Source organism: Frankia sp. EI5c (genome assembly GCF_001636565.1).
Lineage (GTDB): Bacteria > Actinomycetota > Actinomycetes > Frankiales > Frankiaceae > Parafrankia.
Genome location: NZ_LRTK01000007.1, coordinates 175,094 through 198,825, shown reverse-complemented (window position 1 = coordinate 198,825; position 23,732 = coordinate 175,094). Strand labels below are relative to the sequence as shown.

Below are 23,732 nucleotides of genomic sequence, written 5' to 3'. Positions count from 1 at the left end.
CGCCGTCACCTACCGTCAACCAGGTCCGAAACGTCTAGAGATTAAGGCAGACTAGTTCAGGTGCGGGCCGCGGCGGGGGCTGGTCGCTCCAGGCCGAGCAGGTCGAACATGTTGGTGGACATGATCTTCTCGATCTCGGCGGGAGTGCGGTCGCCGAGCTCGTCGGCGAACGACAGCGGCTCGGCGAGCCCCTCGGGGTGCGGGTAGTCGGAGCCGAAGCAGACCCGGTCGGCGCCCATCAGGGAGATCAGGCCGTCGAGGGAGTCCTCCCAGAACGGGTTGATCCAGACGTTGCGCCGCAGCACCTCGAGGGGGTGCGTCGGGAACTCCTGCGGCATCTTCTTCCAGGCGAGTTCGAGGTTTCTGGCGAGCAGGCCCACCCAGCTGCCGCCGTTCTCGACACTGACCAGCCGGACGCCGGGGAACCGGTCGAGCATGCCGTGGCAGATCGCGGAGGCGAGCGTGTCCTGGATGGTGCGGCCCCCGTCGGCCACATAGGCGAAGGTCTTCGGCCTGAAGGCGACGTACTCCCCGGAGCTGCCCTCCCAGGTGTTGAGGTAGTCCTGGTAGCCGCTGTCGGAGGCGTGCAGGGCGACGAGGACGCCGGACTCCTGGACGCGGGCCCAGAACGGGTCGAACTCCGGCAGGAACGGTGAGCGGAGCCCGCGCAGGCCGGCGACCGGCGCCGGGCGGACCAGCACGGCCCGGGCGCCGCGCTCCAGCACCCGCTCCAGCTCGGCGATGCCGGTGGCGACGTCGCATGGAGACACGATCGGCGTGGTGAAGATGCGGTCGGCGTAGTTGTAGGTCCAGTCGTCGAACAGCCACTCGTTGAAGGCTCGGATCGCGATCTGGGTGAGCTCCGGGTCGTCGCGCAGCCGTTCCTCGATCAGGCTGGCCAGCGTCGGGAACATCAGGCAGGCGGCCACGCCCTGCTCGTCGAGCAGCCTGAGGCGGGCGGCGGGCTCGCGGAACGCCGGCAGCGGCCGGATCGGCCGGCCGGTCAGCTCCCGCAGCGACCTGCCCTCCGGGTTCTTGGCCGCGTAGAAGGCCATGTGCGCGCCGGGGGCGGCCACCACCTCGAACGTCGGGTTCGGGATGAACTCGGTGAGGGTGTTGCGCACGACCAGCTTCTTGCGGCCGCCCAGCTCCACGAATCGGAAGAGATCCCGGTGCTGCTTCGGCAGATGCCGGGTGAAGGCGTCCTCGGTCTCGTACAGATGGTGATCGGCGTCGAAGACCGGGAAGTCGAGGTTCGCGCTCATGATCTGCTTCCTGTGCGGTGGGCCGGCTGGGAGCTGTCCGCCGGCGGGGAGTCGCCTGCCGGCGGGGGTGTCTGCTGGTGGGGGATGTCTGCTGGTGGGTGCTGACGGCGAGGCCGGTCACCCGCCGGCGGGCCAGCCGACGGTCTTGGTCTCGGTGAAGATCTCCAGACCTTCCAGTCCGCACTGCCGGCCGATGCCGGACTGCTTGTAGCCGCCGAACGGGGCATCCGCGCCGTACCACAGGCCGCCGTTGATACCGAGGGTGCCGGTGCGGATCCGCCTGGCCACGGACTTCGCCCGGTCCAGATCCGCCGAGGTGATCACCCCGGACAGGCCGTAGGGGGAGTCGTTGGCGATGCGGACGGCGTCGTCGTCGTCCTCGAAGGCGATGACGACGAGGACGGGGCCGAAGATCTCCTCCTGGGCGATGGTCATGCCCGGCTCGACCGCGGTGAACAGCGTCGGCTCGACGAAGTACCCGCGGTCGAGATCCTTCGGGACGCCTCCGCCGACCACGACGCGGGCGCCCTCGGCCCGGCCCCGCTCGATGTAGTCGAGCACCCGTTCCTGCTGCCGCCGGGAGACCTGCGGGCCCTGCAGCACCGAGGGGTCGGTCGGGTCGCCGTACTTCACGGACTCGAAGGCGGCGACGGCGAGGTCGACCGCCTCCTCGTAACGGGAGCGGGGGACGAGCAGCCGGGTCGGCATGGCGCAGCCCTGGCCGGCGTGCATGCAGACCATCGCCGCGCTCGGGACGGCCTTCGCGAGGTCGGCGTCGTCCAGGATCAGGTTCACCGACTTGCCGCCGAGCTCCAGGAAAGTCGGCTTCACCGTCTGGGCGGCCGCGGTCATCACGCGCCGCCCCGTCGCGGTGGAGCCGGTGAACGCGACCATGTCGACCAGTGGGGAGGTGGACAGCACCTCGCCGACCAGATGATCCGCGGACGGGACGATGTTGACCACGCCCGGCGGGATGTCGGTGTGCTCGGCGATCAGCCGGCCGAGGCGGGTGGCGTTCCAGGGGGTGTCCGGCGCGGGCTTGAGGACGCAGGTGTTGCCCATGGCGAGGATCGGCCCGAGCTTGTTCAGTGTGATCTCGACGGGGAAGTTCCACGGCACGATCACCCCGACGACACCGACCGGCTCCTTCCACACCTCCCGGGCGGAGGCGAAACCCATGCCGAACGCGTCGTGCTCGGGAAGCGGCCGGCTCCAGAGGAACGACCCGATCTGCTCGGCCGGCCAGCGCAGTGCCTCCCGCAGCGGGGCGTCGAGCTGTGGGCCGTAGGTGGTGATGACCGGGCAGCCGACCTCGGCGACGAGTTCGGCCCGCAGGTCCTCGACCTCGGTCTCGATCGCGGCCTGCAGCTGCAGCAGGGCGTCGCGGCGGCCGGTGTGGTCGGTGGCCCAGCCGGTGCGGTCGAACGCGGCGCGGGCCGCGGCGACGGCGCGTCCCATGTCGGCGCGCGAACCGTCCGCGACGACGCCCAGCACCTCCTCGGTGGCCGGGTTGACGTTGTCGAAGACGCGGCCGCCCTCGGCGTCGACGAGTTCTCCGTCGATCAGCAGGCGCTGTTCGGACATGGCTGGCGGTCTCCCGAGTGGCAGGCGTCGGCACGACGCGAGGGACGAGGGCGAGCAGCTCGGCGCCCTGGCTTCGTCGGCGGTGCCGAAGCCGCGCCCGCCGCGGTCGGAAACATTTAGATATCTAACCTACGGCGGTGCCGCGAGGGGGCGCAACCCCGGAGATCCCTGGCGGCCGCCCGGGCGGGATGTGTGCCGCCACCCGCCCCGGGCCGGTGGGAAGCGCCTGGTTCCGTCGAAACATCTGGAGCTTTCTGATAGCTTCCCGGTGCATGGCAGCGGGTGGGAACCAGGCGACCGGGCCGCCGCACCGGCGTCCCGCGGACAGCGGGCCAGCCGTGGATCGCTTCTCGCGGAGCAGTGGCCGGAGGGTGTGAGCGGGGCATGGACTTCGACGTCGACGAGTCGGTCACGGCACTTCGAGCGCAGGTGCGGGCGTTCCTCGCCCAGGAGCTGACGCCCGAGCTGGACGAGGAGGTCTACCGCAGCGGGGTGTCCCACGACGCCACGTTCGTCCGCCGCCTCGCCGAGCGGGGCTGGGTGGGCCCCGGCTGGGAGCGGCCCGACGGCGGCAGCCCGCTCGGCCCGTACGAGGTGCACGCGCTCGTCGACGAACTGACGAAGGCCGAGGCGCCGACCTACGCCATCACCACCACGCAGATGGTCGCGAACGTGATCCGGGCGGTCGGCTCGGCCGCGCTGCGGGCGGAGATCCTGCCGCGGTTCCTGCGCGGCGAGGTGACGATCGCGCTCGGGATGACCGAGCCGGAGGTCGGTTCGGACGTGGCCGGTGTCCGGACCCGGGCGCGGCCGGAGGGCGACCACTGGATCGTCGACGGCCAGAAGATGTTCACCACGAACGGGCACATCACCGACTACATCTTCCTGCTCACCCGGACCCGTCCGGACGGCCCGAAGCACGCCGGTCTCACCCTGTTCCTCGTCCGGCTGGACCAGCCCGGGATCGAGGTGCAGGCCGTCCACACGCTGTCCGGCGAGCGGACGAACATCGTGTACCTCAGCGACGTGGTGGTCGAGGACCGGTGGCGGATTGGGGACGTCGACGGCGGCTGGCGGGCGCTGATGATCGCGCTGCAGGACGAGCACTCGGCGCCGTTCAGCCCGCATCTGGCGCGCCTGCTGGAGGCCGTGGAGCAGTGGGCCCGCGAGAGCGGGCGGATCGAGCAGCCCGAGGTGTCCGAACGCCTCGCCCGCTGGGCGACGGCCCTGGAGGTGGCCCGGCTGCTGGAGCTGCGCACGACCTGGCTCGCCGCGAACGGGCGGGTCCCGGTGGCCGAGGGCCCGATGTCGAAGCTGTTCGGCACCGAGTCGCTGGTGCGGGCCGCCGAGGATCTGACCGAGCTGGTCGGGCCGGACGCGCTGCGCGGCCGGCTGGACCCGAGCGCGCCCGTGGGCGGCCGGATCGAGCACGCGCTGCGGTTCTCGCTCGGCACCACGATCTACGCCGGTACCAGCGAGATCCAGCGCAACATCATCGCCCAGCAGGGCCTCGGCCTGCCCCGCGGCTAGGCGGCGGCCCGCCCGGGCGCCGCCAGGCCGCCAGGCCGTCAGGCCGCCAGCAGGTCCAGGGTCCCCAGGTCGCGGATCGCCGCACAGGCATTCGTGATCATGGATACGAACATCCGGTGGGAGCTCTCGGTGGGCTCGTTCGTGGCATAGACGGCGCCGAGCACCGCGAGCAGCGGCCCCTGCAACGTCCCGAGACGGTAGTCCTGGAAGCAGGCCTCGAACGGGTAGTCCGGCACCCCGATCTCGACGAGCCGGTCGTGATAGACCCCCACCAGTGCCCTCTCGTGCGCCCGCCGGAGCTCCGGCGGGAGGGCGGTGGAGAGGAAGTACGCGACGTCCCGGCCGGGGAACCCTACTTCCAACGACTGCCAGTCGACTGCCATGACCTCGATGGGCGCCGTCCCGGTGCCGTCGGAGAAGAGCAGGTTGTCGAGCCGGTAGTCCCCGTGGATGAGCGTGTGCCGGTCGCCGACGTGCCGACCCCAGCGGCCGAACAGTTCGGCGGTGCGGCGCAGGGTGTCGGTGTCGGCCGGCGCGAGGTCGCCCCCGAAGCGTTCGAGGAACGGCACGGTCGTCGCCGCGAACACCTCGGCGAGGAAACCGAGCCCGGCCTCGTCGGTGCGGCGCAGCCAGTCGGCGCTGTCGGCCAGCCCGTCCCGCCCCCAGAACGGCGCATGCAGCCCGGCGAGGTTCCGGATCGCGGCCCGCGCCTGCGGGAGGGTGGCGCCCCGCACCTGGGAGCCGGGTCGGGACGGGTACGCGTCCTCCAGCACCAGGGTGAAGCTCCGGCCGTCGGTGCTGATGGCGGCGCTCCAGCACCGCGGCACCCGGATCCGCGCGCCCGGGGCGAACCTGCGGTAGTAGCCCACCTCGCTGCGGTAGCCGGGGGCGATCTGCGCGCGGCCCTCCGGGGAGCCGGCCGCCAGCTTGACCACCACCGACGCCGGTGCCGGTGAGCCGCCGGGCTGGGCGTCGAGGTGGAAGCGGTGACTGGAGCTGAGCTGGCCGCCGCCGACGGGCTCGTGCCGCAGGCCGACGACCTCGACGTCGGTGCCGCCGCGGCGCAGCGCGGCGCTCATCCACGCGGGCGTGACCAGAGCCGGGTCGTCGACGATCCACTCCGTCTCCACCGTCAGAGTGCCGTCCGATTCGGTCATCCTGCCCTCCGGGCCTGCTCGCGGTGTTCGGTACCGGTCCGGGTCAGGAGAGCTTGTAGCGGATCGGGAGCCGTTTGGGCCCGCCGACGAACAGCGTCCGCATGTACTCCGCCGGGCCGGCCAGCTCCACCTCGCGCAGCCGGGGGAGCAGCTCGGCGTAGAGCGCGCGCCCCTCCAGCCGGGCGAGGTGGGTGCCCAGGCAGTAGTGGGCGCCGAAGCCGAAACCGACGTGCTTGTTCGGGGTCCGGCCGACGTCGAAGCGCTGCGGGTCGGCGAAGGTCTCCTCGTCGCGGTTGGCGGACGGGTAGGACAGCAGCACCGACTCGCCCGCCGCGATCGGGACGCCGCGCACGACCGTGTCCGCGGTCGCCGTGCGCATGAAGTGCTTGACCGGGGAGACCCAGCGGATCATCTCCTCGACCGCGGTGGGCACCAGGGACGGGTCGGCGGACAGCCGCTGCCACTGGTCCGGGTTCTCCAGCAGGGCGTGCAGGCCGCCGGCGATGGCGGCGCTGGTCGTGTCGTGCCCGGCGGTGGCGATGAGGACGTAGTAGCCCACCACCTCCAGCTCGCCGATGGAGTCACCGTGGACGGTGGCGTTCGCGATCACCGAGCCGAGGTCGTCGCCGGGGTTCGCGCGGCGCTCGGCGATCACCGCCTGGAAGTACTGGAAGAAGTCCAGCAGGGCCTCCAGCGCGGCCGTGTCGCCGGTGACCCCGCCCGTCAGGTCCAGGTCCTCGGCGCCGAACAGCTCCTGGGTGAGCTTGAGCATCCGGGGGAAGTCCTCCTCGGGCAGCCCGAGCAGGGAGAGGATCACATACAGCGGGTAGTGCGCGGCGACGTCCCGGACGAAGTCGCACTCGCCGCCGAGGTCGGCCATGTGGTCCACATAGCGCTTCGCCAGCTGGGCGATCCGGTCGGACAGCCGCCGGACGCCCGCGGGCTTGAACCAGTCGGCGCTGATGTGCCGGTATACCGGGTGGTCCGGGGCGTCCATCTGCACCAGGGTGCGCACCGGCGGCGCGTCGGCGGCCGGGTCCTGGTTGACGGCCGTGCGCGGCGCGTTGTGCCACAGCTCGGCATCCCGGGAGATCTCCATGACGTCCTCGTACCGGGTCACCGCCCAGAACGGCACGAAACCGTCCGTCTCGACCCGGTGTACCGGTGACTCCCGGCGCAGCACGGCGGTGGCGGCATGGAACCGCTTCTCGTCCGCGTAGGCCGTGGGGTCGGTGAAGACGCTGCCGGCTTCCTCAACGTTCATGGTCGGTCCTTCCCGCTGCCAGCGGACGGGGCACCTCCGGCCGGCGTCTGCGGACGCGGCGAGGCACCGGGCGAGGGGTTTCGGTCACCCGACGGACAGGACGGCCCACCGGCAGGAACCCGCGGGATTCGATCCGATCGAAAGATATATAGACGAATGCCGGGACGCAACGGGCTCGTCGGGCCGACCGCGGCGGGGCCGCCAGGGTCCCACCGCGGTGTGGCCCGCGGGGCCTGCCGTCCCGTGCTCGACACCGCTCAAACATCTAGATAGATTTGCCGCCCGCCCTGGAAGGGATTCGAGATGGAGTCGACGCTCGTCGAACGGAATGACGGCCTGGTCACGGTCACGTTCAACCGCCCGGACCGCAAGAACGCGCTCAATGCGGACAGCTGGGCGGATCTCGACCGGGTGCTCGGGGAGGTCACGAACAACCCCGAGGACCGCGCCCTGCTCATCACCGGCGCCGCGGGCAACTTCTCGTCCGGCGCCGACCTCTCCGGCAGTGGTGACGCGAAGTCGAGCGGGCTCACCGGCCGCGGCCGCCAGGCGATCCTGGTCGAGATGCGGGTCGTCGGCGAGATCATCAACCGGCTGCACCGGCTGCCGAAACCGACCGTCGCCGCGGTGGACGGGGTCGCCGCGGGGGTCGCGGTCGGGCTCGCCATGGCGTGCGACCTCATCGTCGCCAGCGACCGTGCCCGCTTCAGCTCGGTGTTCGTCCGGCGCGGGCTGGCGCTCGACGGCGGTACCTCCTGGACGCTGCCGCGCCATGTCGGGCTGCGCCGGGCGAAGCAGCTGGCGTTCCTCGGTGACTGGCTCGGCGCCGAGCAGGCGCTGGACTGGGGGCTCGTCAACGAGGTGGTGCCGGCCGGCGACCTGCCGACGACCGCGACGGCGCTGGGTCGGCGGCTGGCCAGCGGCCCGACGACCGCCATCAGCCTGATCAAACGGCTGCTGGACGCGAGCGAGTCGATGACCTTCGAACAGGCGGTGGAGGAGGAGGCCCGGGCGCAGCACATCACCTACACCACCAAGGACATGCGGGAAGGGATGCGGGCGTTCGCCGAGCGCCGCGAGCCGAAGTTCACGGGCGAATGAGCGTCCGGCTGCTGGCGTCCGGGACGCCCGAGCAGGAGATGCTCGTCGGCACGGCCATCCGCTTCATCGAGGACACCCTGCCGCTGCCCGGTGTTCGCGCGCTCGCCGACAGCGGGTCCGGCGCGGGCCCGGCCTACACGGCGGCGGCCGGCTCGCTCGGCTGGTTCGGGCTGCTGGTGGACGAGGGCCACGGCGGCGGGAGTGTCTCGGGCAACGGTGTCTCGGGCAACGGTCTGCTGGACGCGGCCGCGGTGGCCGCCGAACGCGGCGCCGCCCTCCAACCGGGCCCGTTCGTCGGCACCAACCTCGTCGCCCACGCGCTGTCCAGCGCGGGCACGCCCGCGTCCGCGCCGCTCCCGAGCGGCGAGTCGCACGCCGAGCTGCTGCGGCGGCTGGTCGAGGGGCGGGCCACCGCGGTCTGGGTGGCGGGCGCCGTCGGCGGGCTGACCCCCGGCGCCGGTGAGATCACCCTCCGGCACGACCGCGGAACCGCCGTCGCCGCCGTCGCCGCGGACGCCGGCGGGCCGGCCCAGGCCGGTGCCGCGCACTACGTGCTGGACGGCGAGGTCCGCCACGTCGCCGACGCGCTCGACTGCGAGATTCTGCTGGTCAGCGGGCACGGCCCGGACGGCCTGACCCAGGTTCTGGTCCCCGTCCGCGCCGCGGGAGTCGAGGTACGGCGGCTGGCCGGCCTGGATCTCACCCGGCAGACCTGCGCGGTTCGGCTGCGCGGCGTCCGGGTGCCCGCCGGGGCTGTTGTCGGCGTTCCGGGAGTGGCCACCGAGGAGCTCTTCGCGCGGCAGGCGCGGATCGCGGCCGTGCTGTCGGCCGCCGAGTCGGTCGGCGCCATGCACGGGGACTTCGAGCTGGCCGTCGAGTACGCCCGTGCCAGGATCGCCTTCGGCCGGCCGATCGGCTCGTTCCAGGCGATCAAGCACCTGCTCGCGGACACCAGCCTGGCTTTGGAGATGGCCAAGGGCCTGGTGGCCGCCGCCGCCGAGGCGCTCGGGTCGGGCGCGCCGGACGGGGCCGAGCTCGCGCACGCCGCCAAGGCGTTCGTGGCGGAGCACAGCATCACCCTCACGCATTCGTGCTTCCAGGTCTTCGGCGGAGTCGGCTACACCTGGGAACACGACCACCACCTGTTCATGCGCCGGCTGGCGGCCGACGCGGAGGCCTTCGGCTCCGCGGACTGGCACCGGGCCCGGCTGGGCGAGCGGATCGGAGTCGGCTGATGGCGGACATCGCGGTGGCGGAGGACGGGCGCACCGGAACCGGGGGCACCGGAACCGGGGGCAGGGCCGACACACCCACCCTCGACGAGTTCCGCGCCCGGGCACGGGCCTGGATCAGGGCGAACCTCGAACCCGCCCCCGCACCGGCGGGCGGCGCGGTCTCGTCACCGGCCCGGTCCACCGAGATGGCCCCGGCGGCCCTCGCGGCGGCCCGCGCGTTGCAGCGGCGGCTCTTCGAGGCGGGCTATGCCGGCATCACCTGGCCGCGGGAGTACGGCGGCCAGGGCCTCGGCGCCGAGTACGAACGCGCCTTCGTCGAGGAGGCGCGCGGCCGTCGGCTGCCGAACCTCGGGATCGCCGGGGGGACGACCTTCGGGGTGTGCGCGCTGACCATGCTCGCGCACGCCTCACCGGAGTTCCTGCGGCGCCACATCCCGCGGATCCTCGCCGGTGACGAGCTGTTCGTACAGTTCTTCTCCGAGCCGGAGGCCGGGTCCGACCTCGCCGGAGTCCGCTCGCGGGCGGTCCGGGAGGGTGGGCGCTGGATCCTGAACGGTTCGAAGACCTGGAGCAGCGGCGCGTACTACGCCGACTGGGGCATGTGCCTGGCCCGCACCGACTGGGACGTGCCGAAGCACCGCGGGCTGACCTGGTTCGCGGTCCCGATCACCGCCCCGGGGGTGACCGTCCGGCGCATCCGGCAGATCACCGGCGACGCCGAGTTCTGCGAGGAGTTCTTCGACGACGTCGAGCTCACCGACGACGACGTGATCGGAGGCGTGAACGACGGCTGGTCGGTCGCGCAGACCATGCTGATGTTCGAGCGCGGCGGCGGTCTCAGCCACGGCGGCCAGGCCCGGAAGCCCCCCCGGGGCATCGCCCCGGACCTGGTCGCGCTCGCCCGCTCCGTCGGCCGGCTCGACGACCCGGCGGCGCGGGACCTGATCGTGCGGGCGCACGTCGACGATGTCGCCCGCCGGGCGCTGCTCACCCGGCTCGGTCACCGGATGCGGGCGGAGCCGGGCCAGGCCGCTCATCTGGCGTCGTACGCCAAGCTCGCCGCCGGCGTCCACGACCCGCTGCGGGCCAACCTCGCCCTGCGCATCGGCGGGCCCGACGCGGTGGCGTGGGCGGAGGGCGACGAGGCCGCGGCGAGCACCGCCACCGGTTTCCTCAACAGCCGCTTCATGTCGATCGCCGGCGGGACCAACGAGGTGCAGCGAAACGGCATCGGCGAGCGGGTGCTCGGCCTGCCCCGGGAGCCCTCGTTCGACAGCGGCAAGCCCTTCCGCGAGGTGCTGCGCGACGCCCGGAACTGGACCGGCCGCCAGAGCTAGGGTTTCGGCGCCGGCCCGGGCCGGCGCCGGCGCCGGGCCGGCGCCGGGCCGGCGCGCCGCTACCTGCCGCTGACCGCGCCGCTGACCGCGGGCACCGCGCCGGACGCGGCCTGACGGGCCCAGGTGTAGTCGGCCTTGCCGGACGGGTGGCGCCCGATCCGGTCGCACAGCAGGACGGCCCGCGGCGCCTTGAACCGGGCGAGGGCACCGGCGACGAACTCCCGGACCTCGCCGGGGGACACCGTCACCCCCGGCCGCGGCTGGACGAGTGCGACGACCTCCTGGCCGAAACGCTCGCTCGGGCGGCCGACCACCAGCGCGTCGAGGATGCCGGGGTGCCGGCGCAGCACCTCCTCGACCTCCTCGACGAAGACCTTCTCGCCCCCGGTGTTGACGACCATCGCGTCCCGGCCGAGGATCTCGATCGTGCCGGCGGCGGTGAGGCGGGCCCGATCGCCGGGAACGGCGACGCGCTCCCCTTCGATGATCGGGAAGGTCTGCTCCGTCCTCGCCCGGTCGTTCAGGTAGCCAAGGGGTGTCCGGCCGGTGCGCGCCGCCCAGCCGATCTCGTCCGCACCGGGGGCGAGGAACCTGCTCCGGTCGGCGGACAGCACCGTCGCGCCGGGGGACGGCACGAACTCGCGGGTCTCCTGGCCCTTCCTGGACGCGCCGAAGGCCATTCCGCCGGTCTCCGAGGCGCCGTAGCCGTCCACGACCGTGAGCTGCGGCAGGTGCTCGAGCAGGGCGTGTTTGAGTGCGGCGCTCGTCGTCGCGCCCCCGGTGCCCAGCCGCACCAGCGACGACAGGTCGTAGGGTCGTGCCCGCATCTGTTCGACCAGTGGCCGCGCGTAGGCGTCACCGACGATGGACATGAGCGTCACCCGTTCGCGTTCGATGGTCTCCAGGATGGCGCGCGGGTCGAAGGGCCTGGAGTCGTCGTGGAGGATCACGGTGCCGCCGTTGTTCAGCCCGGCGAACGCGGTCCACTGGGCGGCGCCGTGCATCAGCGGGGGCGCGGCGAACCAGACCCCGGCGCCCTTCCGGGCGATGGAGGCGATCAGGTCGCGGGTGGCGCCCTCGATCCCGCCGGCGGCGGAGACGTAGACGTCGGCCTGCCGCCACAGCACACCCTTCGGGGTGCCGGTGGTGCCGCCGGTGCAGACCAGGAAGAGATCGTCCGGGGACGGCACGGGCAGGTCGTCGAGACCGTCCGTGGTACGGACCGCGTCCTCGAACGGGATGCTGCCGGGCAGCGGCGGGACGCCGGAGCCGTCGTCGACGTCCAGCAGCAGGCGCCCCTCGGTGCCGCCGGCCTCGGCGAGTGCCGGGCCGAGCCGTCGGTGCAGGACGACGGCCTCGGCACCGATCTGGTCGAGCAGCGCACCGATCTCGCGCGGCGCGTAGTGGTGGTTGACGTTGAACGGCACCGCGCGGGCCCGGAAGGCGCCGATCATGGTCTCGACGTACTCGGGGCAGTTGGAGAGCAGGATCGCCACCGGGCTCTGGCCGCACTCCCACCGATCGAGCGTCTCCCGCTCCCGCCGCACACCGAGCCCGTGCCCGCGTAACCGGGCGGCGAGGCCGCGGGTGCGGTCCCGCACCTGGGCATAACTGCGGCGCACGGTGCCCCACACCAGCATCTCGCGGTCGGGCACCTCCCCGGTGACGACGTCGAGCACCGCGGGCAGAGACCACTCGTTCGCTGTCATCCGGGCTCCTCGACGCTCCTCGGCAACGGGAGCGATGCTACAAAGACATCTATACCTATTCAATGCCGCGAAGGTAGGCTGACCGGCGGAGGTCGGATCCAGTCACGCGCCCAGCTGTGTCCTGACCTGCGGATCGTTCGCGGATCGATCTGCTGTGGGGTGGCCGCCGAGGTTGAAACATCCGGATCTCTCGGGGTCAGGTGGGGCTGCCCGTGGCGCCGCATCCGGTCCCGACCCCTCGACCACCCCGAACGCCCGACCCTCCGGCCCCCCGACCGCCGCCGTGGCGACCTCCCGAGGAAGGCACCATGACCGAAGCAGTGATCATCTCGACCGCCCGTACGCCCATCGGGCGAGCCCGCAAGGGGTCGCTGGTCGGCCTGGACGCGTTCCAGCTGGCCGAGGCCGTCGTACCCGCGGCGCTGGAGCGCGCGGGTGTGCCGGCCCGGGACGTCGACGGCCTGGTTCTCGCCGAGGCGTACCAGGGTGGCGGTGTCATCGCCCGGAACGTCGCCGTGCGGCTCGGGCTGGACGACCTGGCCGGCATCGCGACCAACCAGCACTGCGCGGGCGGCCTGAGCGCCGTCGCGATCGCCGCCGGCAGCGTGCGGGCCGGCATGGACGGGGTGGTCATCGCCGGGGGCACCGAAAGCCTGAGCAACAGCGCGATCACGACCACGAAGAAGGGGCCGGACGGGCAGTCGGTGACCTGGGTGTCGGCCTCGCACCCGGAGACCCCGGACGCCCCCGCCTTCGACATGGCGATCACCGTCGGCGAGAACACGGCCCGTGAGCTCGGCCTGACCCGGCTCGACGTGGACGGCTGGGCCGCCTACAGCCATGCCCGGGCGATCGAGTCCATCGACGGCGGCTACTTCACCGACCAGATCGTGCCGGTCGAGATTCCGCAGCCGGACGGCACCACCAGGGTGTTCGACACCGACGAGTTCCCGCGCCGCGGCACCACCGTCGAGCGCCTCGCCCAGCTTCCCCTGCTGCACCCGGAGCTTCCGGACGCGACCGTGACCGCCGGGAACGCCGCCGGCCTGAACGACGCCGCGGCCGCGGTCACGGTGGCCAGTGGCGACTACGCCGCGGCGCACGGGCTGGCCCCGCTGGCCCGGATCCGCTCCTGGTCCTCGGTCGGGGTCGCCCCGGCGCTGACCGGGCTCGGCCCCACGCTAGCCATCCCGAAGGCGCTGGACCGGGCCGGACTGTCGCTGGCGGACATCGACCTCTTCGAGGTCAACGAGGCGTTCTGCTCGGTGCCGGTCGCGACGATCCGCAAGCTCGGCATCCGGCCGGAGATCGTCAACGTGAACGGCAGCGGCGCCAGCCTCGGCCACCCGATCGCCGCGACCGGCGCCCGGATGGTCATCACCATGGTCCACGAGCTGCGCCGGCGCGGGAACTCCCTCGGTGTCGTCTCCATGTGTGCCGGCGGCGGCATGGGCGCCGCGATGGTCATCGAGGTCCTCTAGGAACGCCGAAGAGGAACGCCGCGTAGGAACGCCGCGTAGGAACGCCGAACGAGCGGGGTCCGTCAGCGGCCGGACCAGTCGGGCGGCCGGCGGTCGAAGAAGGCGGCGATCCCCTCCGCGACGTCGGCGCTCTCCAGCAGCCGGGCGTGGGCGGCGTCGCTGTGTGCCCAGCTGGCGCTCTCGTCCCCCGCGGTCTCATGGCGCGCGACGTCGAGTGCGGCGCGCACGGCGAGCGGCGCGTTGGCGATCACCCGGTCGGCGAGCGCGAGCGCGCCGTCGAGCGCGCCGCCCGGTTCGGTCAGGACGTTGACGAGGCCGAACCGCTCGGCGCGCTCGGCGGTGATGTTGTCGCCGGTGGCGAGCATCTCGTTGGCGACATTGCGCGGCAGTACCCGGGTGATCCGGAAGGACCCGCCGAAGTCCGGCATCAGCCCGCGCTTCACCTCCGGCAGCCCGAACCGCGCGGTGCGGGCCGCGACGACCAGGTCAGCGCAGAGGACGAGCTCGACGCCGCCGCCGAGTGCCAGGCCCTCGACGGCGGCGATCAGCGGCTTGGTCCGCTGCCGGTGGATGAGGCCGGCGATCCCGCCGCGCTCGGTGGGCTCGCCGGGCCCGCTGGCGAGGTCCGCGCCGGCGGAGAACACCCGGGGGCCACCGGTGAGGATGCCGCACCACAGCTGCGGGTCGTCCTCGAGGGTGTTCATCGCCTCGTCGAGGCCGGCGGTGACGGCGGCGTTGATGGCGTTGCGCTTCTCCTCCCGGTCGATCCGGATGACGAGCACCCGCCCGTGCCGGCTGGTCACGACGCTCATCTGGCCCGCGCCCGGGCCAGCAGGGCCTTCCCGGCGCCGCGCACGCTCGCGGCCAGGAAGGTCGCCCAGTCGAAGTAGTCCCGCCACAGCACCACCAGGCCGTCGCGCACCTCGAACGTCCCGCACACCCAGAACCGCGCCTCCCACCGGCCGGCGCGCAGGACGTCGGTGCGTTCGGTGAGCACGACCGGGCCGTCCGCGGCCAGGTGGTGGGTGCGGGCCTCGAAGCCGGTGCTGTGCCGGAGCATCCACCGCAGTTGCCTCTCCACGGCGGCGCGGCCCCTGGCGGGCGGCNGCGGGACGTTCTGGTAGACGACGTCGTCCGCGAGGAGGCGCAGCGCCGCGTCGCCGTCGAGCCGCTCCAGCGCCGCCAGGAACTCCCTGACCACCGCCCTGGGGTCCTGCTCTGTGATCGGGTCCTGCGTTGCCGTCGGGTCCTGCGTTGCCGTCGGGTCCTGCGTTGCCGTCGGGTCCTGCGTTGCCGTCGGGTCCTGCGTTGCCGTCGGGTCCTGCGTTGCCGTCGGGTCCTGCGTTGTCGTCGGGTCCTGCGTTGTCGTCGGGTCCTGTGCTGACTGCGGATCTGACATGGCGGGGGCCCTTCGGACGGGGGCGGAACCGGCCTCGGTACGAGTATCCACGTTGCGGATGCCGGTATATACGTATATATCTTTTAGGTCGGGTGTGCTGGTGGGACGGCGCGCAGCCGTAGGTTGAGGGGCTCTGGCTGGTTCCGCCGCTGATGCTCTCACCCGTCTGGCCGGTGCGCCCTCGCCCTGCCGGGCACAGCACCTGATACAGCGCTCGCGGGAGAGGAACAACACGTGGAACTCAAAGGTCTACGAGCGGTCGTCGTCGGCGGTGCCTCCGGCATGGCGAAGGCGACGGCCGAGCTGATCGTGGCGCGCGGTGGCAAGGTCGCCATCCTGGACCGGACGGTGAGCGAGGGCCAGCAGGTCGCCGACGAGCTGAGCGGCACCTTCCACCCCTGCGACGTCACCGACTTCGCGGGAACGGAAGGCGTCATCGAGGCGGCGGTGGCGGCGCTCGACGGGATCGACGTCGTGGTGAACACGGCTGGCGGCGCGACCCCGGCCGCACCCTCAGCAAGGACGGGCCGCTGTCCATCGAGACCTTCCGGAGCATCGTCGATCTCAATCTGGTCGGCACGTTCAACGTCGCCCGGCTCGCCGCCTGGCACATGAGCAGGAACGAGCCGAACGCCGACGGTGAGCGCGGCGTCATCATCAACACGGCGTCGATCGCCGCGTTCGAGGGCCAGATCGGCCAGATCGCCTACACCGCGGCCAAGGGCGGCGTCGCCGCGATGAGCCTCACCATGGCGCGGGAGCTGGGCACTCTCGGGATCCGGGTGAACGCGATCGCGCCGAGCCTGTTCCACACCGGCCTCACCCGGGGCATTCCGGAGGAGTACGAGAAGGTGCTGACGAAGGACGCGGCGTTCCCGAAGCGGATGGGCCGCCCGGACGAGTACGCCCGGCTCGCCGTCGGCATCATCGAGAACCCCATGCTGAACGGCTCCACCATCCGCCTGGACGGCGGCCAGCGTTTCGCGCCGAAGTAGGCCGAATCCGCCGCGGCGGGCCGATCCGCCAGCTGATCCGGCAGCCGGGCCGGGCGGCCCGCAGATCCGTGCCGCCCGGCCGGTTTCCTGTTCTTTCCGGCCGCGCTTGACCATACATATGTCCAGCCGGGCATGATTCGCCGGTCACGCAACACGCCACCCGCGCCCGGGCCGTTCCCGGGCCGGGACGGAACGGAGAGGGCCGGTGCCGCATGACCGATCTGCAGATCCGCAGGATTCCGTTCTCCTTCGACGAGTCGGTGCCATTCCAGTGGAACCCGGCGAACCCGTGCTTCGGGCTGGTCGCGAACGCGATCGGGGTGCTTGCCATCGCGTTCGAGAAGTACATCGTCGCCGTCACCCGGGACGCGCTGCCCCAGCTGAGGGACCCCGAGGCCGCCGCGGAGGCCGACGCCTTCCTGCGGCAGGAAGCCCAGCACGCGCGGGCGCACCGGACGCACCTCGCCGCCCTGGTCGGGCGCTACCCCGGCCTGAGCACCACCGTGGCGGCTGCGCACAGCAGGTACGACGCGCTGCGGGAGAAGGAGCCGCTGGCGTTCCACGTCGCGTACATCGCCGCGCTGGAGGCGACCTTCACCCCGCTTTTCCGGATGATGCTGGAGAACCGCGAATCCCTGTTCACCCCGGGTGAGTCGCGGGTGGCGTCGCTTTTCGTGTGGCATTTCGTCGAGGAGATCGAGCACCGCGGCTCGGCACTGGTGATCTACGACGGGATCGTTGACAACCCCCGCTACCGCACGCGTGTCGCCCGCCGGGCTTTCAGTCATGCCGTCGATGTGTACCGCCTCATCCTCGACGGGTTCGAGGAACATGTTCCGCTGGCGGATCGTCTCGTCCCGACGAGCCTGGTGGCACCGCGGGCGATGTGGCTGCGGGAGATGGCGGCCCGGCTGCCGTTGTTGCGGCACCGCCGGCCGGCGGGCGGGTATCCGGCGGCTTTCCAGGCGGTCCCGACAGGCGAGCTGCTGGCTTCGTTCGTCGGGCTGCTGCGCTCCCAGTCGCCGCGCCACCGCCCAGCGGGAGAGCGGCTGCCCGCCCTGGCCGGCAGCTGGTTCGCGGCCTACGACCAGGGCGTGGACATGACTCGCTTCGAGGGATCACCACTGCCCGCCTTCCCGGTGGACAACGGGTACCCCGCCACCCGGCCAGGCGCCTGAACCACGCTGCACGACCGCGCTCCGCNGGAGGGTGTCACCGAAGGCCCGCCGACGCGGCGACGCTGTCAGCCCGCGGGTGGGGGAGGGGCGGCCGGGCTCGCGTCGACCAGGTCGGCGAGGGCCGCCCGGTCCAGCTTCTGCATGGGCGTGAGCGGGAGGGCGTCGACCAGCACCAGGGCTTCGGGCAGCTTGTAGACCGCCAGCCGACCCCGCAGATGGTCGAGGAGTTCCTCCAGCCTCGGCGGGCGCCCGGAGTCCCGAGGCACGACGACCGCCACACCGCGTTCGCCCAGGACGGCGTCGGAGCGTGGCTGCACGGCGCACTGCGCGACCGCCGGATGCGAGCCGAGCACGGCCTCGACCTCGGCCGGGTAGACGTTGTAGCCGCCGCGGATGTACATCTCCCGGCGCCGGCCACGGAGCCGGATCAGGCCGGAGCCGTCGCGCAGAGCCAGATCGCCGGTGCGTACCCAGCCGTCGACGAGGGTCTGGCGGGTTGCCTCGGGGTCGTCCCAGTAGCGGGCCATGGCGCTGGGGGTTCGCAGCCACAGCTCCCCGACCTCGTCGACGGGCAGCTCGCGGCCGTCGTCGTCCCGGATGGTGGCGTGCNCCCCCCGCCGCGGCCGCCCGACGGACCACAGCGCCTCGTCCGCGGCACCCGGATCGGTACCGAGGCCGCAACCACCGGTCTCGGTGGCGGAGTAGCGCACGCAGTACGGTGCCCCGAAGCGGCTGCGCGCCTCCTCGACCAGCGCCGGCGGTGACGGTGCCGCGCCGGCGACCAGCATCCGCACACCGGACAGGTCGAAGCCGTCGAAGTCCGGCACCCGCAGCATCAGGGCGAGCTGCGGGGCGACCGCGTTGACGACGGGGATCCGCTCGGCGGCGATCAGGGCCAGCGCGTCCGCGGCCCGCCAGCGGGTTCGCAGGTGGGTACGCAGACCGCGGCGCAGATACCAGGGCAGCTTCGTCATGAAGCCGACGTGGGCGAACGGGGTGGCAGTCAGCACCGGCTCGCCGGCCCGCCCCGCCCACTCGCGGTTCGTGTCGATCATCGCGGCGGCGTCCAGCGCGCCCTCGGTGAACACGGCGCCCCGGGGACGGCCGGTGGTGCCGGAGGTGAAGACGATCGCCACCGGCCGGGACGGGTCGCCGGGCGGTGACACCGGGACGGGGCGGCCGGCCCCCCACGCGCGCAGCTCGTCCACCTCGCCGTCCGTATGCAGGACGAGGGCCGGGTCGACGACGCCGCTGAGGGCATCCTGCTCGGCGGGGGCGAGCAGCGGGTTGATCCCGGCGGTGACCGCGCCGAGCTTCGCGGCGGCGACGTAGGCGAGCACATAGGGGAACTGGGAGGGCAGCCGCAGCACGATCCGGTCGCCCGGGCCGATGCCCCGCCCGGCCAGCCCGGCGGCCAGGGCGTCGGAGTTCCGGTCGAGGTCGGCGAAGGTGAGGCACTGCCCGTCCGCCCGGACGAAGGCGGCCGCGGGGCCGAAGCGCCGGGCGGCCTCGCGCACGGTGTCGGCCAGCCGGACCGGCCCCGTGGCCGAGCGCGCCGGTGTCACCGACACACGGACACCCCCGTCAACGGCGTACCGGACGCCTGGTGGTGAGGCCGGGTGAGGCCGGGCCCGACCTCACCACCAGGCGAGTCCGTGGAACCCACGGGAAGCATGTTTCCAACACTGACTACCAGTGTCAATGCTGTACAGGCGGCGGACGAGGGGGGAGACCGCGGCATCCCTCCCGTTCGGGCTCGCCCGTCCCGCGGGTCACTGTTAGCATAATGTATCCAATAAGGGCGGAGCGGGGTTCGCCTCGGGAGATCGACCCGCACCCGCACCTGCACCGCACGCGCGCTGCTGCTGGAAACCAGCTACCCGACGTCCGCCGCCGCCGCCGAGGCGGTCGCCCAGAGCCTGCAGAGAGCCTGATGACGACATCGATTCCCCAGCCGACCCCGCCCGCGGACGGCACCGCGGAAGCCGAGCCCACCGCGTCCGCCACCGTGCCCGAGCCGGCGACCGTGCCCGAGCCGGCGACCGTGCCCGAGCCGGCGACCGAGACCGAGGTCGCGGCCGGCGGTGAGCTCACCCTGACGGTGGTCGACGGCATCGCCCGGATCACGCTGAACCGGCCGGATGCCGGCAACGCCCTCACCATGGGCCAGCGTGACGCGCTGCTCACCTGGTTCGCCCGCTTCAACGCCGACCCGTCGGTGCGGGTTGTCGTGCTGGCCAGCACCGGGCGCTTCTTCTGCACCGGCGCGGACCTGCGCCAGCAGCGGTCCGCCGGTCCGCGCCCGGAGGGCGTTCCGGAGAAGCTCGTCGGTGACATCCGCCGGGCGATGAGCACCGGCGGCATCAACGTGGTGCACGCCATCCTCGACTGCGAGAAGCCGGTGATCGCGGCCGTTCAGGGCACCGCGGCCGGCATCGGCGCGCACCTGGTGTTCGCCTGCGATCTGGTGGTCGCCGCGGAGAACGCCAGGTTCATCGAGATCTTCGCCCGGCGGGGGCTGGCCGTCGACGGCCTCGGCACCTGGCTGCTGCCGCGGCTGGTCGGGCTCGCCCGCGCCCGCGAGCTGGTCCTGCTCGCCGAGGACATCCCGGCCGCGCGTGCCGCCGAGATCGGGCTGATCGCCCGGGCGGTTCCGGCCGACGCGCTCGCCGCGACCGTCGACGAGCTTGCCGCCCGCCTCGCCGCTGGGCCGACCCGCGCGCACAGCGCCAACAAGTGGCTGCTCAACCGCTCCCTGGACGTCGACCGGCACACCCTGGCGCAGGAGGAGGCCTGGGTGGTGGAGGCGCTGTCGTACACCGAGGACGCCGACGAGGGCGTCCGCAGCTTCGTCGAACGCCGCCCCACCAGGTTCCGCGGGTTCTGAGTTCGGGTTCTCTGGGTTCCGCGGTCTCTGACCGCGCGATGCGAGCATGGTGGGGTGCGCTCCTCGCCGTCTCCGGGCCAGTGGCCTCCGCGCCGGGCGGCCGAGGTGCTGGCGGGAAGGCGTGTCCACCTGATCGAGGCGGAGCCGCCCGTGGTCTCGCCGGCGGAGCGGGCGGTGGTGGACCAGGCATGGGACGACGCGGTGACGTCCAACCCGGCACTGTTCGACGGCCCGGTCGTGGTCTGTCTGGACCTTCACCGGCGGGGATCCGACGAACTGGTGCTGGTCTGGACGCGAAGCACCTACCGGTCCTTCGCGCTTCGCCGGGTGCCCGGTGCCCGGGCGCCGCTGCCCGGACTCTTCGTCGGTGTGCTGCAGCCGACCGAGGACGGGCGGGTGCTGGTCGGGCGGTCGTCGTCGTCCACCGCGGTGCCCGGCCGCTGGCAGCTTCCGGGCGGGTCGGTGGAGCCGCCAGGCCAGGGCGGGCGGCTGGACGCGGTCGCGCTCGCGGGTAACGCCGCCCGGGAGCTGGCGGAGGAGACCGGGGTCGTGGCCGACGTCGCCGACCTGCGCCTGCGGTGCGTCACCCGGAGCAGTAACGGAAATCTCGGCTTCCACTACCTCGCCCCGCCCCGCCCGGAGGCGCACCTACGGGAGCGTTTCGAGGCGCAGGCGGCCGCGGAGGTCGCTCGAGGTCTTGTCCCGGAGCTGGAGCAGATCCTGTTGGTGCGCGCCGCGGACATCGAACGGTTGGCCGGTCCATACTCCGAGCCTCTGCTACCAGTCGCGACCGACTACCTGACGGGGGCTGACGGCCAGCTCGAAGTCGTGCTCGGGGAGCAGCCCTGACGCGGCTGCGTTCAGCGCCTCGGGAGCAGGTCGGCGCAGGTGGATTCGTCCGGCAACAGCGGGCGGAAGCGGATCTGCCACCGGCTGCCGTCGTAGGTCCACGGGGTTGTCGTCACCGCGGTGCGCGCCGCTGCCAGCAGCTCGGCCGCCCGGTCGCCGTCGGTGGTGACGCAGGTGAGGTCGGCGGCGTGGCTGAAGGTCTCGCCGGGTAGCGGGGCGCCGGGCCAGGCCCGCTCGTTCGGGTCAGCCGGCACGCCGCCGCACCGACCGGGGCGGGCGGCGCCGGGCGCGGCTGTACAGGAGGGGGCCCAGGGGGTGACGATGGCGGCGACGGCTGCCGGTGTGTACGGCGCGGGTTCGCCGACCGCGGCCGGGCCGAGTGCGCCGGGCAGGTCGGTGAGTGCGTCGAGCAGCCCTTCGACCGCCTTCCGCGCGGCCAGCTGGTGCGCGGTCAGCCCGGTGTCGCCGTGGCCCTCGGCCAGCGCGTAGATCTCCGTCGTGCGCACCCCGTCGGCGGTTCGCACGGTGAAGCGGGTGGTCGGAGAGTCCGTGACCGACGGCTGGCCGAAGTCCCGCTCACCGCCGATACCGGCCGCGACCGCGCGGTCGACGAGCTTCTGGACGTCGGCCGCCGAGATCCGCCGCAGCTGGACGTTGGGCAGCGCAGGCCCGGGAGCCACCGCGGCCTGCGGACCTTCGCTGATCACCCGGCCGTCCTCGTAGACGACCACCAGCGGCAGCCGGGTGGCCAGCATCTCGGCGGTGACGAAGCCGCCGACCTGCTGGACCCGCACGGCAGCGGTGCCGGCGCCGCTGGCGTCAGGGGCGCCGGCACCGGCGCCCCCGCCCCCGCCCCCGGCCGGGCTGCCATCGGCGGCGGGCGGGCCGCCCAGGCCGTCCGCCGGCCCGTCGGTGGCGGCGCCGGCGCACGCCGCGGCCAGCAGCGCCGTCGCGAAGGTGGCCGCTGTCAGGCGGGCGCCGCGAAGCGTCATCATCCTCATGGCCCTTTGACGGGCCCGCGCCCGCTCTGGTTCCCATTCCGACGGCCGAGACGGGGAGGGGTCTTCTCGCCCCTCCCCGCCCGAGAACCGTCAGCCGGGACTACGCGCGTTGCCACCCGCCGGAGCCGCCGGCCTCCAGCAGGCCGACGCCGCCCGCCGCGCCGTTGAACTGCCCGCACGGCACCCCGCTGGAGTTCATCCAGTTGATCTGGAGGATTCCACCGCCTTCGGCGATGCCCTGGGCGTGTACGGAGGTGACGTTCCGGAAGAATGCGTCCCAGGTGTCATAGGCCGTGTACATCACGCCGACCGCGCTGCCGAAGTAGGCCGGACCGCCCCAGATCTCGGTGTTGTACTTCCAGGGCTGGCCCTGCGGCTTGCAGTCCACAGTTCCCCAGATCGCTATGTTCACCGACCCGGTGGCGCCCAGTGGCGCGGGTGTGCTGACCGAGGCGGCCAGCTCCAGGAACTTCTGGATTTCCTGGGGCTCGACCCGGGGCGTCAACGCCTCCACGGTGGCATCCCGTAGCAGCGGGTTTTCGGGAGTCAGCTCGCGCTCGGTAAAGGTCTGGCTCATGGTCGGGTTCTCCTCCACTCTGATGGAAGGCCTCGCTCGCGGACCGGTACCTCCACCAGATCCGGGTGGCTGGCGCGATCCGCCTCCGCGCCGCGATGCGGCCCGTCCAGGGTCGGAGACCCGCCGTAAGCCTGCGAACGGCAAACCCTGGGCAGTCGGATGAGCACCCTCTGTCTATGCCCGAAGATATGCAACGCACACGACCGTGTTCGGAAGGTCACTCGCCGTCGGAATCGGTCGGGTCGGATCGGTCGGGCTTCTCTGCCGGAACCAGTGGGGCTTCTCTGCTGGATCAGTGGGGCTTCTTCGAGGTCTTGGTGCCGCCGAAGCCGAGGCGGGCGCTGCGTTCCTTGAACTCCGGAGTGTTCAGCAGCCCGGTGACCAGCAACCTGTCCAGGTGCCGCTGGGCGGTTCGGTCCGAGATGTCGGCGTACATGTCGATGGCGAGTTTGGCGACGCCGAGTGCCTCCGCCGGAATGGTGGTGAGTTCGCGGCAGAACGCGTACACGTCGTCCAGGAAGGTCTCCGCCGGGAAGATGTCGTGCACCAGGCCGATCTGGCGGGCCTGTTCCGCGGGGACGCGCCGGCCGGCCATCGCCATCCACTTGCCCCAGGCGGGGCCGACGAGGCGGGTGAGCCGGCTGGTGCCGCCGCTGCCCGCCAGCACCCCGATGTGGATCTCCGGCACGCCGAACTCGGCGTGCGGGGTGCAGAAGCGGAAGTCGCAGGACACCGCCATCTCCACCCCGCCGCCCAGGCAGATGCCCTGGGCGGCGACGATGATCGGCTTCTCGATCGCCTCGAACTCGTCGTAGAGCGCGTGGTGGCTGCGGTAGTTGCGGCGGACGTTCCAGCCCGGGTGCAGATGCTCGGTCTCCGGGTTGCCGGGCCGGTCACCGACCGGTTCGGAGAGGTCGACACCCGCGGTGAAGTACCGGCCGACACCGGTGATCACCAGGCAGCGCAGGTCGTCCCGGTCGGCCAGCAGGTTGGCGGCGTGCCAGAGCGTGCTGGTCACCTGGGCGCTGATCAGGTTCAGCTTCGGCCGGTCGATCGTCACGGTCAGGATGCCGTCCCGCTCCGACAGGCGAGCGTGCTCCTCGCCGGCGGCGCCGGCCGGCGGCTGGTCGCGGTCCGCGCCTGTCATGGTTTCCGGATCCTTCCGTCGGTGATGGACACGTGG

The 23,732-nt window shown here is 72.7% G+C and carries 18 protein-coding genes and 4 pseudogenes; 9 read left to right on the top strand and 13 right to left on the bottom strand.

Annotation, left to right across the window (positions count from 1 at the left end; translation table 11 throughout):
* Positions 1 to 56: 56 nt before the first annotated feature.
* Together UG55_RS05895 and UG55_RS05890 are read right to left on the bottom strand one after the other, a co-directional pair.
* Positions 57 to 1,265, bottom strand: a complete 1,209-nt coding sequence (locus UG55_RS05895) for an amidohydrolase family protein (RefSeq protein ID WP_066063887.1) — start codon at positions 1,263 to 1,265, stop codon at positions 57 to 59.
* Positions 1,266 to 1,382: 117 nt separating this feature from the next.
* Positions 1,383 to 2,849 (bottom strand): aldehyde dehydrogenase family protein, encoded by a 1,467-nt coding sequence (locus UG55_RS05890; protein ID WP_066063881.1) that lies wholly within the window; start codon positions 2,847 to 2,849, stop codon positions 1,383 to 1,385.
* A gap of 384 nt (positions 2,850 to 3,233) precedes the next feature.
* Between UG55_RS05890 and UG55_RS05885 the strand changes: the two genes are divergently transcribed.
* A complete protein-coding gene (locus UG55_RS05885; RefSeq protein ID WP_066063878.1) occupies positions 3,234 to 4,379 on the top strand; it encodes an acyl-CoA dehydrogenase family protein in 1,146 nt (381 codons plus the stop codon).
* A 38-nt stretch (positions 4,380 to 4,417) separates the two neighbouring features.
* Here the strand turns inward: UG55_RS05885 and UG55_RS05880 are convergent, their stop codons facing one another.
* Positions 4,418 to 5,536, bottom strand: a complete 1,119-nt coding sequence (locus UG55_RS05880; protein ID WP_066063875.1) for a phosphotransferase — start codon at positions 5,534 to 5,536, stop codon at positions 4,418 to 4,420.
* Positions 5,537 to 5,579: 43 nt separating this feature from the next.
* Positions 5,580 to 6,800: a cytochrome P450 gene (locus tag UG55_RS05875; protein ID WP_066063873.1), complete on the bottom strand. Its 1,221-nt coding sequence runs from the start codon at positions 6,798 to 6,800 to the stop codon at positions 5,580 to 5,582.
* 303 nt (positions 6,801 to 7,103) lie between these two features.
* On the opposite strand from UG55_RS05875, the gene UG55_RS05870 reads away from it, so the two are divergent.
* Genes UG55_RS05870 through UG55_RS05860 form a run of 3 tightly spaced genes read left to right on the top strand, consistent with a single transcriptional unit; the run spans position 7,104 to position 10,473 of the window.
* Positions 7,104 to 7,901: an enoyl-CoA hydratase/isomerase family protein gene (locus UG55_RS05870; protein ID WP_066063872.1), complete on the top strand. Its 798-nt coding sequence runs from the start codon at positions 7,104 to 7,106 to the stop codon at positions 7,899 to 7,901.
* Positions 7,898 to 9,136, top strand: coding sequence for an acyl-CoA dehydrogenase family protein (locus tag UG55_RS05865; RefSeq protein ID WP_066063870.1), 1,239 nt, complete (start codon positions 7,898 to 7,900; stop codon positions 9,134 to 9,136). Before UG55_RS05870 ends, UG55_RS05865 begins: the two co-directional genes overlap by 4 nt.
* Positions 9,136 to 10,473, top strand: coding sequence for an acyl-CoA dehydrogenase family protein (locus tag UG55_RS05860; RefSeq protein ID WP_083986445.1), 1,338 nt, complete (start codon positions 9,136 to 9,138; stop codon positions 10,471 to 10,473). The genes UG55_RS05865 and UG55_RS05860 overlap by 1 nt, the downstream gene beginning before the upstream one ends.
* A 59-nt stretch (positions 10,474 to 10,532) precedes the next feature.
* On the opposite strand, the gene UG55_RS05855 is transcribed toward UG55_RS05860, so the two are convergent.
* Entirely contained in the window at positions 10,533 to 12,182 is a 1,650-nt protein-coding gene (locus tag UG55_RS05855) for an AMP-binding protein (RefSeq protein WP_066063867.1), read from the bottom strand.
* A gap of 308 nt (positions 12,183 to 12,490) precedes the next feature.
* On the opposite strand from UG55_RS05855, the gene UG55_RS05850 reads away from it, so the two are divergent.
* Complete coding sequence (locus tag UG55_RS05850; RefSeq protein WP_066063865.1) at positions 12,491 to 13,663, top strand: thiolase family protein; 1,173 nt, start codon at positions 12,491 to 12,493, stop codon at positions 13,661 to 13,663.
* 62 nt (positions 13,664 to 13,725) lie between these two features.
* On the opposite strand, the gene UG55_RS05845 is transcribed toward UG55_RS05850, so the two are convergent.
* From UG55_RS05845 to UG55_RS32855, 3 genes and pseudogenes are all read right to left on the bottom strand, one after another.
* Entirely contained in the window at positions 13,726 to 14,475 is a 750-nt protein-coding gene (locus tag UG55_RS05845; RefSeq protein WP_066063862.1) for an enoyl-CoA hydratase-related protein, read from the bottom strand.
* Positions 14,472 to 14,769 (bottom strand): annotated as a pseudogene (locus tag UG55_RS05840) (limonene-1,2-epoxide hydrolase family protein); the annotation flags it as partial. The gene UG55_RS05845 and the pseudogene UG55_RS05840, both read right to left, overlap by 4 nt.
* A 1-nt stretch (position 14,770) precedes the next feature.
* Positions 14,771 to 15,062 (bottom strand): annotated as a pseudogene (locus UG55_RS32855) (hypothetical protein); the annotation flags it as partial.
* Positions 15,063 to 15,296: 234 nt separating this feature from the next.
* Here UG55_RS32855 and UG55_RS46685 point away from each other — a divergent pair.
* Both UG55_RS46685 and UG55_RS05830 read left to right on the top strand, forming a co-directional pair.
* Positions 15,297 to 16,057: pseudogene (locus tag UG55_RS46685) on the top strand (SDR family NAD(P)-dependent oxidoreductase).
* Positions 16,058 to 16,269: 212 nt separating this feature from the next.
* Positions 16,270 to 17,235 carry a metal-dependent hydrolase gene (locus UG55_RS05830; RefSeq protein ID WP_066063856.1) on the top strand — a complete coding sequence of 322 codons (966 nt, stop codon included), beginning with the start codon at positions 16,270 to 16,272 and terminating at the stop codon, positions 17,233 to 17,235.
* Positions 17,236 to 17,300: 65 nt separating this feature from the next.
* On the opposite strand, the pseudogene UG55_RS32850 reads toward UG55_RS05830, so the two are convergent.
* A pseudogene (locus tag UG55_RS32850) lies at positions 17,301 to 17,844 on the bottom strand (class I adenylate-forming enzyme family protein); the annotation flags it as partial.
* 1 nt (position 17,845) lies between these two features.
* Positions 17,846 to 18,752: class I adenylate-forming enzyme family protein (locus UG55_RS32845; protein ID WP_242423817.1), on the bottom strand; the 907-nt coding region annotated here is incomplete at its 3' end.
* 416 nt (positions 18,753 to 19,168) lie between these two features.
* Between UG55_RS32845 and UG55_RS05820 the strand changes: the two genes are divergently transcribed.
* Positions 19,169 to 20,122, top strand: coding sequence for an enoyl-CoA hydratase/isomerase family protein (locus UG55_RS05820; RefSeq protein WP_199865046.1), 954 nt, complete (start codon positions 19,169 to 19,171; stop codon positions 20,120 to 20,122).
* A gap of 150 nt (positions 20,123 to 20,272) precedes the next feature.
* The gene (locus UG55_RS05815) at positions 20,273 to 20,971 is read left to right on the top strand and encodes an NUDIX domain-containing protein (RefSeq protein ID WP_206779347.1); all 699 of its coding nucleotides are present in this window, start codon (positions 20,273 to 20,275) and stop codon (positions 20,969 to 20,971) included.
* Between the two features lie 11 nt (positions 20,972 to 20,982).
* Here UG55_RS05815 and UG55_RS05810 read toward each other — a convergent pair whose 3' ends face one another.
* The 3 genes from UG55_RS05810 to UG55_RS05800 all read right to left on the bottom strand — a co-directional run bounded on the left by UG55_RS05810 (position 20,983) and on the right by UG55_RS05800 (position 23,696).
* Positions 20,983 to 21,963 (bottom strand): cold shock domain-containing protein, encoded by a 981-nt coding sequence (locus tag UG55_RS05810; protein ID WP_242423789.1) that lies wholly within the window; start codon positions 21,961 to 21,963, stop codon positions 20,983 to 20,985.
* 109 nt (positions 21,964 to 22,072) lie between these two features.
* On the bottom strand, positions 22,073 to 22,549 hold the full coding sequence (locus UG55_RS05805) for a hypothetical protein (protein WP_128422861.1): 477 nt from the start codon (positions 22,547 to 22,549) through the stop codon (positions 22,073 to 22,075).
* A gap of 292 nt (positions 22,550 to 22,841) precedes the next feature.
* Positions 22,842 to 23,696 (bottom strand): enoyl-CoA hydratase/isomerase family protein, encoded by an 855-nt coding sequence (locus tag UG55_RS05800; protein WP_083986443.1) that lies wholly within the window; start codon positions 23,694 to 23,696, stop codon positions 22,842 to 22,844.
* Positions 23,697 to 23,732 lie beyond the last annotated feature (36 nt).